General features: G+C 65.5%; 16 protein-coding genes. 8 read left to right on the forward strand and 8 right to left on the reverse strand.

Annotation, left to right across the window (positions count from 1 at the left end; genetic code table 11):
* Window positions 1-156 precede the first annotated feature (156 nt).
* The 6 genes from BMZ97_RS22330 to soxA all read left to right on the forward strand — a co-directional run bounded on the left by BMZ97_RS22330 (window position 157) and on the right by soxA (window position 4954).
* Window positions 157-624, forward strand: coding sequence for a (2Fe-2S)-binding protein (locus BMZ97_RS22330; RefSeq protein WP_092174877.1), 468 nt, complete (start codon window positions 157-159; stop codon window positions 622-624).
* A 97-nt stretch (window positions 625-721) separates the two neighbouring features.
* Window positions 722-2932, forward strand: a complete 2211-nt coding sequence (locus tag BMZ97_RS22335; RefSeq protein WP_092174880.1) for a xanthine dehydrogenase family protein molybdopterin-binding subunit — start codon at window positions 722-724, stop codon at window positions 2930-2932.
* Between the two features lie 10 nt (window positions 2933-2942).
* Entirely contained in the window at window positions 2943-3389 is a 447-nt protein-coding gene (gene soxX / locus BMZ97_RS22340) for a sulfur oxidation c-type cytochrome SoxX (RefSeq protein WP_210188309.1), read from the forward strand.
* A 22-nt stretch (window positions 3390-3411) separates the two neighbouring features.
* Window positions 3412-3846: a thiosulfate oxidation carrier protein SoxY gene (locus BMZ97_RS22345; protein ID WP_244546550.1), complete on the forward strand. Its 435-nt coding sequence runs from the start codon at window positions 3412-3414 to the stop codon at window positions 3844-3846.
* An 11-nt stretch (window positions 3847-3857) separates the two neighbouring features.
* Complete coding sequence (locus BMZ97_RS22350) at window positions 3858-4181, forward strand: thiosulfate oxidation carrier complex protein SoxZ (protein ID WP_092175361.1); 324 nt, start codon at window positions 3858-3860, stop codon at window positions 4179-4181.
* Window positions 4178-4954, forward strand: coding sequence for a sulfur oxidation c-type cytochrome SoxA (soxA, locus tag BMZ97_RS22355; RefSeq protein WP_210188310.1), 777 nt, complete (start codon window positions 4178-4180; stop codon window positions 4952-4954). The genes BMZ97_RS22350 and soxA overlap by 4 nt, the downstream gene beginning before the upstream one ends.
* Before the next feature lie 57 nt (window positions 4955-5011).
* Here the strand turns inward: soxA and BMZ97_RS22360 are convergent, their stop codons facing one another.
* The 5 genes from BMZ97_RS22360 to BMZ97_RS22380 all read right to left on the reverse strand — a co-directional run bounded on the left by BMZ97_RS22360 (window position 5012) and on the right by BMZ97_RS22380 (window position 8664).
* Entirely contained in the window at window positions 5012-5395 is a 384-nt protein-coding gene (locus BMZ97_RS22360) for a c-type cytochrome (protein WP_092175364.1), read from the reverse strand.
* Between the two features lie 110 nt (window positions 5396-5505).
* The gene (locus tag BMZ97_RS22365) at window positions 5506-6783 is read right to left on the reverse strand and encodes an NAD(P)/FAD-dependent oxidoreductase (RefSeq protein WP_092175366.1); all 1278 of its coding nucleotides are present in this window, start codon (window positions 6781-6783) and stop codon (window positions 5506-5508) included.
* A 19-nt stretch (window positions 6784-6802) separates the two neighbouring features.
* A complete protein-coding gene (locus BMZ97_RS22370) occupies window positions 6803-7153 on the reverse strand; it encodes a c-type cytochrome (RefSeq protein WP_244546551.1) in 351 nt (116 codons plus the stop codon).
* A 438-nt stretch (window positions 7154-7591) separates the two neighbouring features.
* Entirely contained in the window at window positions 7592-8521 is a 930-nt protein-coding gene (locus BMZ97_RS22375) for a site-specific tyrosine recombinase XerD (RefSeq protein WP_092174890.1), read from the reverse strand.
* Window positions 8518-8664 (reverse strand): histidine kinase, encoded by a 147-nt coding sequence (locus tag BMZ97_RS22380; RefSeq protein WP_092174892.1) that lies wholly within the window; start codon window positions 8662-8664, stop codon window positions 8518-8520. Before BMZ97_RS22380 ends, BMZ97_RS22375 begins: the two co-directional genes overlap by 4 nt.
* A gap of 274 nt (window positions 8665-8938) precedes the next feature.
* On the opposite strand from BMZ97_RS22380, the gene BMZ97_RS22385 reads away from it, so the two are divergent.
* Window positions 8939-9457 (forward strand): shikimate kinase, encoded by a 519-nt coding sequence (locus tag BMZ97_RS22385; protein ID WP_244546562.1) that lies wholly within the window; start codon window positions 8939-8941, stop codon window positions 9455-9457.
* Window positions 9454-10608 (forward strand): 3-dehydroquinate synthase, encoded by a 1155-nt coding sequence (aroB, locus tag BMZ97_RS22390; RefSeq protein WP_092174895.1) that lies wholly within the window; start codon window positions 9454-9456, stop codon window positions 10606-10608. Before BMZ97_RS22385 ends, aroB begins: the two co-directional genes overlap by 4 nt.
* A gap of 9 nt (window positions 10609-10617) precedes the next feature.
* Here aroB and BMZ97_RS22395 read toward each other — a convergent pair whose 3' ends face one another.
* From BMZ97_RS22395 to BMZ97_RS22405, 3 genes are all read right to left on the reverse strand, one after another.
* The gene (locus BMZ97_RS22395; RefSeq protein WP_092174897.1) at window positions 10618-10947 is read right to left on the reverse strand and encodes a DUF1330 domain-containing protein; all 330 of its coding nucleotides are present in this window, start codon (window positions 10945-10947) and stop codon (window positions 10618-10620) included.
* A 100-nt stretch (window positions 10948-11047) separates the two neighbouring features.
* Complete coding sequence (locus tag BMZ97_RS22400; protein ID WP_092174899.1) at window positions 11048-12175, reverse strand: calcium:cation antiporter; 1128 nt, start codon at window positions 12173-12175, stop codon at window positions 11048-11050.
* Between the two features lie 156 nt (window positions 12176-12331).
* Window positions 12332-14146: a glucan ABC transporter ATP-binding protein/ permease gene (locus BMZ97_RS22405; RefSeq protein ID WP_092174901.1), complete on the reverse strand. Its 1815-nt coding sequence runs from the start codon at window positions 14144-14146 to the stop codon at window positions 12332-12334.
* Window positions 14147-14253 lie beyond the last annotated feature (107 nt).

Raw genomic sequence — 14253 nt, forward strand, 5'->3', positions numbered from 1 at the left:
GTGATCAGCCGACCCGCCGGCATTGGCTGATCCGCGTATCTGAGTTTCTAATACCTCCAATGAAATTCGACCGGCACGCTGATCAGCGCGCCGGGATTTCGGCGAGGTGCGTTGGCACTCTCGCCGTCCTTCTTGATCGAAACCGGGAGGTTTACGGTGGCGAAGCTCAATGTGAATGGCAAGGCGCTGGATGTTCAGGTCGCGGAGGATACGCCGCTGCTGTGGGTCATCCGCGAGCAGATCGGCCTGACCGGCACGAAATATGGCTGCGGCGTCGCGCAATGCGGCGCCTGTACCGTCCATATCGATGGCGTCGCGACCCGCAGTTGCTCGGTGCCGGTCAGCGCGGTGACGGCGGAACAGAAGATCGTCACGATCGAGGGTCTCTCGCCCGATGGCAGGCATCCGGTGCAGCAGGCCTGGATCAAGCACGACGTGCCGCAATGCGGCTTCTGCCAGAGCGGCATGATCATGGCCACAGTGGCGCTGCTCCAGGCCAACCCCAAGGCGACCGAAGCCGACATCGCCAGCGAGATCACCAATATCTGCCGCTGCGGCACCTATGCGCGGGTCAAGACCGCGATCCTCGACGTCGTCGCCGGCGGCACGCTCGGCCGCGGCTGAGCCTTCGCCAGTTTCGTATTCCCCAGCGCGGGGTCGAACGCGGCAGGTCACCAAGGGCTGCCGCATCCCTTGCGCCCATGCAGATTCGGAGGACGACATGACATCCGCCTCAACCGCTTCTTCCAAGACCCCTTCGTCGAAGGCTAACCTGTCCCGTCGCAGCCTGCTCGCGGGCTCGGTCGCCGCGGCCGGCGCCTTCAGCTTCGGCTTCGCGATTCCGTTCGGGAGCGAGGCTCAAGCGCAAGGCGCTACACCCGAGATCAACGCCTGGGTCGTGATCCATCCCGACGACAAGGTGGTGATCCGCATCGTCCGGTCCGAGATGGGCCAGGGCACGCTGACCGGGCTCGCCCAGCTCGTCGCCGAGGAGCTGAACTGCGACTGGACGAAGGTCACGACCGAATATCCGACACCCGGCCAGAGCGTCGCCCGCAATCGGGTCTGGGGCAATTTCTCGACCGGCGGCAGCCGCGGCATCCGCGAATCCAACGAATATGTCCGCAAGGGCGGCGCCGCGGCGCGCATGATGCTGATCCAAGCCGCCGCCAATGAGTGGAAGGTGCCCGCCGCCGAGTGTTCGGCCGAGAAGAGCGTGATCACGCACAAGGCCTCGGGCCGCTCCCTGCGTTATGGGCAGGTCGCTGCCGCGGCGGCAAAGATCGAGGCGCCCAAGGACGTCGCGTTGAAGGATCCAAAGGACTGGACCATAGCCGGCAAACCGTTGCCCCGGCTCGACACCGTCGACAAGACCAACGGCAAGAAGATCTACGGCATGGATCTGAAGATGCCGGGCATGCTCAACGCCGCGATCAAGGACTGCCCTGTTTTTGGGGGCAAGGTGAAGAGTTTCGACGCGGCTGCGATCAAGGCCATGCCTGGTGTCCGGCATGTGCTCCCCGTCGGCGACAGCGCTGTCACCGTCGTCGCTGAGACTTGGTGGCAGGCCAAGTCGGCTCTCGACGCGCTGCCCATCGTCTGGGACGAGGGCGAGCATGCCAAGGTCTCGAGCGAGAGTATCGCGGCCTGGCTCAAGGAAGGGCTCGATGCGCCCGTCGCCGTGGTCGGCAACCAGAATGGCGACGTGAAGGCTGCGATCGCGGCCGCCGCCAAAACCGTCGAGGCGGTCTACAGCTACCCCTACCAGAACCACGCCACCATGGAGACGATGAACGCCACCGCGGTCTGGACACCCGACCGGTGTGAGGTCTGGACGCCGACGCAGAACGGCGAGGCCGCACTGGCCGCGACCGCCGAGGCGGCGGGCCTACCGATCGCCAAATGCGAGGCCTACAAGATCGATCTCGGCGGCGGCTTCGGCCGGCGCGGCGCCTCGCAGGATTGGGTCCGCCAGGTCGTGGCCATCGCCAAGCAGATCCCCGGCACGCCAGTGAAGCTGATCTGGTCGCGCGAAGAGGATATGACGCATGGCCGCTACCACCCGGTCACGCAGTGCAAGATGGTCGGAGCCTTCGATAAGGACAACAACCTGACCGGATTGCACATGCGTATCTCCGGCCAATCGATCGTTGCGGGCCTGTTTCCGCAGACGATCCAGAACGGCCGTGATCCCGCCGTCTTTCAGGGTCTCAACGCGCCCGGCCCCGAGGCCTCGATCGGCTATGGCGTGCCCAATTTGCTGGTCGACCACGCCATGCGCAATCCGCATGTTCCGCCGGGCTTCTGGCGCGGCGTCAATCTGAACCAGAACACGATCTATCTCGAATCCTTCATGGACGAGCTGGCGCATTCCGTGGGCAAGGATCCGCTCGAATTCCGCCGCGGCCTGATGAAGAACCATCCCAAGCACCTCGCGGTGCTCAATGCCGTCGCGGAGAAGGCCGGCTGGGGCAAGCCCTTGCCGGATGGCGTCTTCCGCGGCATCTGCCAGACCATGGGCTTTGGCTCCTATGTCGCGGCCGTGGCCGAGGTTTCGGTCAGCCCGGCTGGTCAGCTCAAGATCCACCGCATCGTCGCCGCGACCGACCCCGGCCATGCGGTCAATCCGGCGCAGATCGAGCGCCAGGTCGAGGGCTCCTTCGTCTATGGCCTCTCGGCCTCGCTCTATGGCGAGATCACCATCAAGGACGGCCGTGTCGAGCAGGAGAATTTCGACACTTATGAGGTGATGCGGCTGGAGGCGATGCCCGCGGTCGAGACCGTGATCGTGCCGTCCGGCGGCTTCTGGGGCGGTGTCGGCGAACCGACGATCGCGGTTGCGGCTCCGGCCGTGCTGAACGCGATCTTCGCTGCGACCGGCAAGCGCATCCGCTCGCTGCCGCTGAAGAACGCCGATCTCAAAAAGGCGTGAGGCGGCCGAAATGCTGTGGCGCATGGCGCTTGTCGGGGCCATTCTGGCCGCCGGCGGCGTGATGTCGGTGGCTGCGCTCGAACCTTATACGGTCGTCGGCGACGCGATCCCGCGTCCGCTCGGCGGCCTTGCCGGGAACGCGACACGCGGCGCGGCGCTGGTGCGCGATCGCGAGCGCGGCAACTGCCTGATCTGCCATCAGGGGGTGGAGGCTGCCGAGCCCTTCCAGGGCACAATCGGGCCGCCGCTCGCGGGTGTGGGCACGCGCCTCGATGCCGGCCAGATCAGGCTGCGGCTGGTCGATTCCGCCAGGCTCAACCCGCAGACTGTGATGCCGCCCTATTTCCGGACGGAAAACCTGCATGATGTCGCCCAGCAATATCGGGGCAAGCCGGCCCTCTCGGCCCAGGAGATCGAGGATGTCGTCAGCTATCTCGCCTCGCTCAAGACATTCTGAGCCCGGCCCTGACCGCCGCAGCGTGCTTGCGGGCGCAACGGCCGGTCTTCTGGTCGCAGCCTTACCTGCCCGTGCCGCCACCGAACCCTCGCCGGAACTGGCGCAACTGATCGCGCGTATCACCGAGGGTGCGGTGCCGGAGCGTGGCCGCATCACGCTCGACATCCCCGCTCTGGTCGAGAACGGCAATTCGGTCGATACGCGGATCGTGGTCGAAAGCCCGATGACGGATGCCGATCATGTCCGCTGGATCCACCTGATCGCCGAGAAGAACCCTTTTCCCGACATGGCGCGCTTTCATCTCGGCCCTCGAGCTGGCCGCGCCGAGGTCGCGACCACCTTGCGGCTCGCGCAATCGCAGAAGGTCACGGCGGTCGCAGCACTCAGCGGCGGCGGCTTCGTCCTGGCGGATGCCGACATCGTCGTGACGTTGAGCGCCTGCATCGACGGCGGCTGAGGAGAGCTAGGATGACCTTCAACGCCCGCATCACCCTGCCCCCCACAGCCAGCGTCGGCGAGATTGTCGAGATCAAGGTGCTGACCCGCCATCCGATGGATCGCGGCGGCCAGTCCGACGGTCGGGGCGGCACGGTGCCGCGCAAGATCCTGAACCGCCTGACCGCGACCTATGCCGGCGAGCCGATCTTCCGGTTCGACATGCATACGGGCGTCGCCGCCAATCCCTTCGTATCCTTCACGACACGGGCGGTCGCGACCGGAGACATCGTCTTCGAATGGCGCGAGGACGGCGGCGCGACCTACACGCGAACCGCAAGGCTGACCGTAACGTGAGCGGGCGACAACGGCTGACCCAAGGAGCCTTTGCGCTCGTCCTGGCCGCGCTTGCCGCCGTCCCGGCCCTGGCGGAGATCAAGTCCGGCACGGAGTTCCTCTCACCCGAGATGCGCCGGCAGCAGGCGGACGAGACCCGCAATCCGGCCTTCTTCTGGGTCGAGCAGGGCCGCGAGCTGTTCAGCCGCAAGCCGACGCCCGACGGCCAGGCCTGCGTCTCCTGCCATGCCGACCCGCAGCAGAGCCTGCGTGGCGCCGCGACGCATTATCCGCAGGTCGATGCGGCGACGGCTAAGCTGCTCAACCTCGAAGGCCGGATCGAGCAATGCCGCGTCGAGCGGCAGCGGCAGCCGGCCTTCGGCTACGAGAGCCCCGAGCTTCTGGCGATGACCGCCTATCTCGGCTCGCTTTCACGCGGCCTGCCGGTCGACGTGAAGACCAATGGCGCGGCCAGGCCCTATTACGAGGCGGGCAAGGCTTTCTTCGAGCGCCGGCAGGGCCAGCTCAACCTGTCCTGCCAGCAATGCCATGACGGCCTTGTCGGCCAGAAGCTGCGCGGCGACACCGTCAGCCATGGCGCGGGCACGGGTTACCCGGCCTATCGCCTAGAATGGAACGATGTCGGCTCGCTGCACCGGCGCCTGCGCGCCTGCTCGCTCGGCGTCCGCGCGACGCAGTTCGACTACGGTTCGCCGGAATACCTTGCACTGGAGCTTTACCTGGCCGGACGGGCGAAGGGCCTGCCCGTGGAGACGCCGGGCATGCGGCGCTAAAGACCATCCCACCCCCAATCGATCTGATCTTCCGTCATTGCGAGCATGAGCCGAAGCTCAGAGCTTCTTGCCGTCCTTGTCGAACTGCTTGAGATAGGCAGCGAGGTCCTTGATCTCCTGCTCGTTCTTGATGCCGGCGAAGATCATCTTGGTGCCGGGCATCTTCGCCTTCGGGTCCTTGATGTAGTCGGCGAAGGCCGCATCGTCCCAGGTCAGGCCGGCAGCCTTGTTGGCCGGGGAATAGCTGTAGCCCTCGACCGAGCCGGAGGACCGGCCGAACAACCCATTCAGCACCGGGCCGATCGTGTTCTTCGCGGTTTCGCCGAGCTGGTGGCATGCGCGGCACTTATTGAACGAGCGCTCGCCGGCCGAGGCGTCCTGGGCATGGGCGGAGGTCCCGAGCAGCAGCGCTGCGGCGAGGATCGAGGCGCTGGCGAGCATGGCTTTCAATATCGTCATCATCTGTTCCTTGTCGGCGGCATGGAGCCGCGAAAAGCGGCGTGGCAGTCGATCGGCTTTGAATGCGGGGCCCCGGCCTCGCAGGGCGGCCGTCACGTGAACATGTCGGCGCAGATGGCGTCGTACCAGGCGATGTTCTCGGCCTGGGTCTGCCGGCGGATCTCGGTACTTTCGCCCGGCTGCGAGATGAAGGTCTCGACCGCGGCAATGCGGCCGTCCTTGGGCTCGTAGCGACCGCCGACCTTAATGGCGTCGTCGGTGTCGACGAGGCTCCAGCAGGTGTTGAGATAGCGCGCCGGAAAGGTCGGAGCGCCAACGAGTTCGCCGCGCAGGATCATCGCCGCGACCTTGGCCTGGTTGTTGGCGGAGAAGGCCGATTTCGGCATGTCGCCGGCATTGCAGGCATCGCCGAGCACGACGATGTTGGCATCCGCCACGGACTTCATCGTCGCGGGATCGATGGCGCAATAGCCGCCAGCCGGAGCGAGCCCGGCATCGCGCGCGATCGCGCCGGCCATCTGGGCCGGAATGACGTTGACGAAGGCGCAGTTCTCGTAGGTCTCGAAGCCGGTGACGACGGTTTCTGTCTTCGGATCGACCGATTTGATGCCGTCATGCACCTTGGGCCCGAGCCATTCGATCATTGCGCCATAGCGCTTCTCCCAATCGGGCATGAACACGCCCTGCTTGGAGAAGCTCTCCTTGGGATCGAGGATGACGATGCGGGCCTTGCTGCGGCCTGTCGCCATCAGCACATGCGCGAACATCGAGGCGCGCTCATAGGGACCGGGCGGGCAGCGATAAGGGTTCGGCGGTGCGATCATCACGATGGTGCCGCCGTCGGGTACGGCGTCGAGCCTCTCGCGGATCAACTGCGTCTGCCGGCCGGGCTTCCAGCCATGTGGCATCACCTCCTCAGCTTCCTTCGACCAGCCGGGCACGGAATCATATTTCAGGTCGATACCCGGCGAGAGCACGAGCCGGTCGTAAGGCAGGCGCCGGCCATCGGCGAGCACCACCTCCTTACGATCTCGGTCGACCTGCATGGCGCGGCTGCGGGCGAGCGCGATGCCATAGGCCGAGGCCAGCGCGTCGTAGCGATGAACGATCTCATCGTATGTCTTGAAACCGCCGATATAGAGGTTGGAGTGGAAACAGGTCTGGTAGGTCTCGTTCTCCTCGACCAACGTCACGGCGATCGCGCCGTTGCTGTCCCTGGCTAGATATTTTGCCGCCGTGGCGCCTCCTGGACCGCCCCCGACGACGACGACGCGCGCCTTGGCCTGACCAAGGACTGCAGGTGCACCGATCGAGCTCGCAGCCAGCAGCGCGACCGAGCCGGCTGTCACATTGCGTCGCGTGAGTTTCATCAGCGCATCCTCCACAGGTTCAGGGCTTCGACGTCAGCGAGGCGAAATAAGTGGCGAGCGCTGTCACGTCGTCGCGGCTCAGGCGCGCGGCAATGGCCTGCATCGTCTGGCTGTCCCGCTCCTTGCGGGCATAGGAGTTGAGCACTGCGACGAACTGCTCCTCCGGCCAGCCGACGATCGCCGGAATGCCGCCGGAGCTGCGGCCCGAGAGCTGGTGGCACGAGGTGCATTCAGAGGCGAGGTATTCGCCCAATGCCCGATCCCCCGCCGCCTGGACCGGTGCCACTGCGAAAAGCAGGCCGAGGGCTCCCAGCAGGGCGAAACCCGCAGGGCTTTGCGTGTGACGCAGTTTTATCCCGTCCCAACCCAAGCCAGACTCCTGTCACAGTCTTCAGTCTGCCGCTCCACAGCCGCAGCGTGAGAGCAACAAACCCGCAAGGCGGGATCATGGTGATAATCTCTTTTTTGGAAGAGTTCGAAGGTCTCGCCTTTCACGATCGTGTCAGACCGTCTCGAGCAGGGTCGGTGGCGTAGCCCTTTGCAAAACAGTTGACGACCCTAGGCAGCCATTGCCCGTTTCGATGCCAGCAATCTGTCACGGTAATACATTGCTATTCGAGGCGGTAAGGGCCGCCATGCCGGCTTCATCGGCGTCCAATGTCGGCATAAGCAGCCACATTGGACAAAGTTGCTTCACACTGCGGAACGTCCACAGGCTTGGCGTCTCGCAGGAGTTCTACCAAATACGCCAATGAAGGCCCGAGGCTCAAACCTTGTGAAACAGGCTCAAACCTCGTGAGATCTGACACTAGCTCTCGTCGGCGAGCGGGTGCAGGTCGCGGACCATGCTTTTCAGCCGCTCGTCGAGGACGTGGGTGTAGATCTGGGTGGTGGCGATATCGGCATGGCCGAGCAATTCCTGCACGACGCGCAGATCGGCGCCGTTCTGCAGGAGGTGGCTGGCGAAGGCGTGGCGCAGCACATGCGGGCTCAAAGCGGCGGGTGAGAGCCCTGCCGCCGCGGCGAGCGTTTTGAGGTCGCGGGCGAAGGCCTGGCGGGTCAGGTGCCCGCTGTCGCCATCGGAGGGAAAGAGCCAGCGGCTGTCGGCTCCGCCCGCCTGGCGCAGCGCCTCGAGATAGGCAAGCCCGGCCTCGCGCGCGGCCTCGTTCAAGGGCACCAGCCGGTCCTTGTCGCCCTTACCGCGCACCACCAGGAAGCGTTCGCGCGTGGTCGCAGCCGAGAGCGGCAATGCGATCAGTTCCGAGACGCGCAGGCCCGTGGCGTAGAGCAGTTCGATCAGGCAGCGCATGCGCAGCGCCTTCAGGCGGGCGGGCCTCGACAAGCCGTCACGCTCGCTCGCCAGGCGCGCCGTTTCGATCAGCCGGTCGACATCGGCGACGGAGACCACTTTCGGCAAGGGACGGCCCTGTCTCGGTCCCTCGATGGCGGCCGAGGGATCGCCGGGCAAAAGCCCCTCGGTGTAGAGAAAGCGATGGAACTGGCGCACGGCCGAGAGCTTGCGCGCAGCCGAGGACGCCTTGAGGCCGCGCGCGGCGATATCGCCGAGCCAGCCGCGGATATCATCCGCCGCAAGATCGCCCAGCGCCTTGCCGCCAAGCCATTCCAAGTAGTCGTCGATGTCGCGCTCATAGGCTTCAAGCGTATTGCGCGCCGCGCCGCGCTCGGCCGCCAGCATGTCGAGGAAGGCCTTCAGCCTCGCACGGGCCTCGCGGCTCATCGTGGTTGCAGCTTTGCAGGCGGCACGATCTCGATGATCTCGCGCGGCTCGGGCTGGACGAAGGTCACCAGCGCGACCATGCCGCCGAAGACCAGCCCGCCGAGAATGGCGAGAAAGGCGATGAATCTGAACAGCGTCGGCACGGTGTGGCGACCCCCAGAAGTTCTGGCCCGGAATCGGGACTGATCGGTTATTCCCGAAGCGGCGGGGAAGGCGCAAGGGCAGGTGCGGGACTGCGGGGAGGGCAAGGTTTCGTGAGGGCATGACGGCGCGTGATCGCTCATGCTAAACGGGCGTTGAGGAAATGCCAGAATGATGATTGTCGAGACGCTCGACCAACGAGATAGCAAGGGTCTACGTGTGGATCGCGAAGATTTGCGTGCGGCATTGGGCCAGCGCGCGGTCGTGCTCGTCGGCATGATGGGTTCGGGCAAGAGTGCGGTCGGCCGCAGGCTGGCGACCCGGCTCGGTTTGCCCTTCGTCGATGCCGATACCGAGATCGAAACGGCGGCGGGCATGAGCATCCCCGAGATCTTCGCCCAGCGCGGCGAAACCGAGTTCCGCGACGGCGAGCGGCGGGTGATCGGCCGCATCCTGACCACGCGCGCGCCGCTCGTGCTGGCAACGGGCGGTGGCGCCTATATGAATGCCGAGACGCGCGAGCGCATCGCTAAGCTCGGCATCTCGGTCTGGCTCAAGGCCGAGCCGGATGTGCTGATGCGCCGCGTCCGTAAGCGTTCGAACCGGCCCTTGCTGCAGACCGCCGACCCCGACGCGACGCTGCGCCGGATGCTGACCGAGCGCGAGCCGGTCTATGCGCTGGCCGACCTCACCTTGATTTCGCGCGACGATCCCCTCGATGTCGTGGTCGAGGATGTCGTCGCGGCGCTCGGTCAGTATCTGCGGCAACCGCCATCCGGGTCACAAGAGTCATGACTATTCCAGCTCACGAAAACCCGGGCGGGCGGATCATCGTTCCGGTCGCGCTCGAAGGCCGCTCCTACGATATCCATATCGGCCGCCACCAGCTTTGCGAGGCGGCGGCACTGATCGCGCGGCTCGCGCCCGGCGCGAAGGCAGCGCTGGTGACGGACGCGCATGTCGCGGAATTGCATGCCCCGGCCTTCGAGGCCTGCCTGCACCAGGAGGGGATCGCGGCGACCCGCATCGTGATCCCGCCGGGCGAAGCCTCGAAATCCTATGCAAGGCTGATCGAGCTCTGCGAGGCGCTGCTGGCGGCCAAGATCGAGCGCCAGGATCTCGTCATCGCGCTTGGTGGCGGCGTCGTCGGCGATCTCACCGGCTTTGCGGCCGCGGTGCTGCGGCGCGGCGTGCGCTTCATCCAGATTCCGACGAGCCTCCTGGCCCAGGTCGATTCCTCTGTCGGTGGCAAGACCGGGATCAACTCCACCCATGGCAAGAACCTGATCGGCGCCTTCCACCAGCCCGCGCTGGTCATCGCCGACACCGCATTGCTCGACACGCTGAGCGAGCGCGAGTTCAAGGCCGGCTATGCCGAGGTGGTGAAATACGGGCTGATCGACGACGCCGGCTTCTTCGACTGGTGCGAGATCAATTGGAGCCGGATCATCACCGGCGGGCCCGAGCGTGACCACGCGGTGGCAGTCGCTTGCCGGGCCAAGGCTGCGATCGTCGCGCGTGACGAGCGCGAGGAGGGGGATCGGGCGCTGCTCAATCTCGGCCATACCTTCGCACATGCGCTGGAGCGATTGACGAATTACGATTCGGCGCGTCTCGTCCATGGCGAGGCGGTTGCGATCGGGCTTGCGCTCGCCTTCCGCTTCTCACAGCGCCTGGGGTTGTGCTCGGGACAGGACGCGGTCCGCGTCGCCCGTCATCTCGACCAGGTCGGGCTCCCGAGCCGGCTCCAGCAGGTCCCGGGCGGAGCAGGCCACGCCGACGAGATCGTGGCTGCAATGGCGCAGGACAAGAAGGTCAAACGCGGCGCCATGACCTTCATCCTGGCGCATGGCATCGGCAAAAGCTTCATCGCACCGGGCGTCGCGGCCGGGGAGGTCAAGGCGTTCATCGAGACCGAGCTTTCGGTCAACGGCAAGGCGGCCTGAGCGGTCGGTTCAGCCGAGCTTGGCTAGCACCTGCGTCGCCTTGTAGCCCTCGGGCACACCGTCGACCAGCACGGTGACGCTTGTCGAATTCCTCGTCCTCAACGGCTGGATTTCCCGGTAGGCGGGCGAAGCGTACCAGCCGCGCGCTGCCTCCATGTCGGGAAAAGCGATCATGACGAGATCGCCCGGCCATGGCCCTTCCACGACCTCTGGCGTCGCCCCATGAACCAGGAAGCGGCCGCCGAACGGGATGAGGGTCGCGTCGATCGTGCTGATGTAGCTCAAAATCTCCGGCCCGAGATCGACGTCCTGCAGATGGGCAATGGCGTAGGCGGTCATGGCGGTCTCTCTCGCGGGGGTCTGTTGCCGTGCTTCGCGGAGACCTTGGAGACATTCGGGGCGGAGGTCGATTACCTCTGGGGTGATGTCAGCGGCGCCCTTACGGGCTGAACACCAGCACTAAAAACACGAAGAACACCGCGAGATGCACCGCGCCCTCCAGCATCGTCGTGCGCGTGCCGGTGAAGGTCAGCGTCGAGAGCAGCAGCGTCATCGCCAGGATGACCATATTGGTTCCCGACAAGCCGAGCACGACCTCCTGTCCCGTCAACAGGCCGATCGCGAGCACGGCCGGCACGGTCAGGCCGAGCGTCGAGGCCGCCGCGCCGAGGCACAGATTGATCGCGCGCTGGAGCTGGTTGGCACTGATCGCCCGCAGCGCCGCGATGCATTCCGGCGTGAACACCACCATGGCGATCAGGATACCGCCGAGCGCGACGGGAGCACCGAGTTTGATGATGCCGAAATCCAGCACCGCCGCGAGGCTCTTCGCCAGGATGACGATCGGCAGGATGTTGGCGAGCAGCAGGACGACATGCGTCGCGGTCGCGCCGCCTGGATCGTCATGGCCGTGGTCGTTCTCGCTGGGCTCGTCATCGCTGGGCATGGCGGTACGAGGCAGCGGCGCCTGCTCGCGCGTCGGCTCCTGGAAAAAGGAGCGGTGGCGCCCGGTCTGGAGCACGAGGAAGGCGCCGTAGAGCGTGATGGTGAACAGCGAGAAAGAGACCGATTGCAGCGTCGTCAGCGTGCCGTTGCTGGTCGATGTCGTGAAATTCGGCAGCACAAGCGGGATCACGGTCAGGGGAATGATCACCGCGAGATAAGAAGACGCGCCTTTCAGATTGTAGCTCTGCGCGAAATGGCGTCGGCCGCCCACCAGCAGGCCGATGCCGACCACACCGTTGAGCACGATCATCAGCACCGCGAACATGGTGTCGCGCCCCAGCGTCGGCGCGCCCTTGGCCCCAAGCATCACGGCCGAGATCAGCGCCACCTCGATGATCACGATCGAGAGCGTCAGGATCAGCGTCCCGAAAGGCTCGCCGAGCCGACCGGCCAGGATCTCCGCCTCGTGAACCACACCGAACGCCGCCCAGATGATGATCCCCAGCAGCCACAGGAAGATCGCTGCAGACGCCAGCGGCGCGCCGAGCTGGCCGAGCAGGCCGCCTCCGAAGAGCAGGAAAGCGGCAACGGTTGTCCAGGCACAGGCGAGGCGGAGGATCATGGTATTCAAGGGGCCGTCCCGAAATGATTGGTTTGAAAAGGGCGTGCGGAAACTGGCCGCCAGGGCAACCTGCCTCAGCTTACCGCATTGGGATGGCGTTTTGCTCGCCTGTTTGCTGCACCGAGAACGATGCAAGATCGAGGCGAGGCGTTCGCCTCAATCGAATGTGATCTTGGCCGCCAGCGGGCTCGTAGCCTCCTCCGCCAGTGCCGCCGGCTTGTCGGCGACGAGATATTGTGCCCGCGCCAGCGCGGCGAAACGCCCGCCCTTGGCGACGAGCTCCTCGAAGGAGCCCATCTCGATGACCTGGCCCTGCTCGAAGACCAGGATGCGGTCGGCATTGCGGATGGTCGCGAGGCGGTGGGCGATGACGAAGGTGGTGCGCCCCTTCATCACCTCTTCCAGCGCCTTCTGCAGCTTGACCTCGGTCGCGGCGTCGAGTGCCGAGGTCGCCTCGTCGAGAATCAGGATCGGCGGGTTCTTGAGCAAGGCGCGCGCGATCGACAGACGCTGGCGCTCGCCGCCCGAGAGGGTCCGCCCGCGTTCGCCGACGAGAGTGTCGAGCCCGTCGGGCTGGCGCGCCATCACCTCGGTGGCCTGTGCGCGGTCGAGCGCCTCCATCATCTCGGCGTCGGTCGCGTCGGGCTTGCCGACGGTGAGGTTCTCGCGGATCGAGCGTGCGAACAGCATCGGCTCCTGGAAGACGACCCCGATATTGCGGCGCAGCGACAGCAGCGAGATCTCGCGGATGTCGAGACCATCGACGGTGATGCGGCCCGATTGCGGGTCGAAGGCCCTGTGCAGCAGGCCGAGCGTGGTCGATTTGCCCGAGCCGGTCGAGCCGACGATGGCGATGGTCTCGCCCGGCTTCACCGCAAAGGAGACGTCCTGCACGGCGGCGCGCTTGCCGTCATAGGAGAAGGACACGTCCTCGAAAGCGACCGCGCCCGACAAGCGCCCGGCGTCCTTGGCGCTGGGCAGGTCGCGCACGGCGGGCAACGTGTCCAGCACCTCGAAGAATTCGCGCATCTTCGGCGCCTGCATGAAGATGAAGTTCACGAAGGCGACGATCTGCTCGAGTCGACCGACCAGCATGGTGGCGAAGCCCATGAAGGTGACGATCTCGCCGACGGTCGTGAGGCCCTGCATCAAGAGCCAGGCGCCGACGACGAAGATCGCGAGCACGGTCAGCGTTGCCGAAGCGCGCGTCGCCACAGTCGCGATGGCCCACCAGGACAGGACCGGGAGCTGGGCTTCGAGCAGGCTCGCAATGGTCGAGCGCAGGCCGCGCACCTCGGCCTCGATGCGGGTGAAGCTCTGAATCACCGGCACATTGCCGAGCGCGTCCGAGGCGCGTTCAGCGAGGTTCGAGTGATAGGCCTCGACATTACTCTGCAATTTGTCGGTCTTGCGCAGCACATAGGCGGTCAACGCGCCGAAGAGCACGACGAGCGATATCAACAGCAGGCCGAGCTGCCAGTTCTTCCACAGCGTGAAAGGCAGCAGGATGAAGAGCGCGACGAGGCTGGCGCAATGCTCGCGGAAGAAGGAGAGCCAGAGCGCCCACATGCCGCTGGTGCCGTCGAGCATCACCTTGAGCACGCGGCCGGAATGGGTCTGGGTGTGGTAGGCGAGCGGCAGTGTCAGCGCGTGCTCGAAATAGTTCGCCATCACGGCGAGCCGACGGCGATGGGCGAGCCGGTCGGAATGCAGCGAGACGAAGACGCTGGCCGCGATGGTGAACAGGCCGAAGCCGACCCAGGCCAGGATCAGGGCGTTGAGGTCGCTCCAGGCGAGACGCTTGCCGGCGCCCTGCACGACTGACAGCTTGTCGATCAGTGCGCCAAACAGCATCGGCTCGGCGAAAGCCGCCGCCGCGAGCAGGATATTGGCGAGCGCCAAGATCAGGCCGAGCCGCTTTTCGGGACCGAGCTCGCCGAGCACACGAGTATAGATTGCAAACAGAGACATGCTCAGAGCTTTAGCTGACGTGGAGATGTGAGCAAGGCCTCAACCTTAACGCTTCGTTCAATGGCCGCCTTCTAAGGTTTTTGCGCTGCAGAAGCGGGGGCGTTTCG

Source organism: Allobosea sp. OK403 (genome assembly GCF_900113835.1).
Classification (GTDB): Bacteria; Pseudomonadota; Alphaproteobacteria; order Rhizobiales; family Beijerinckiaceae; genus Allobosea.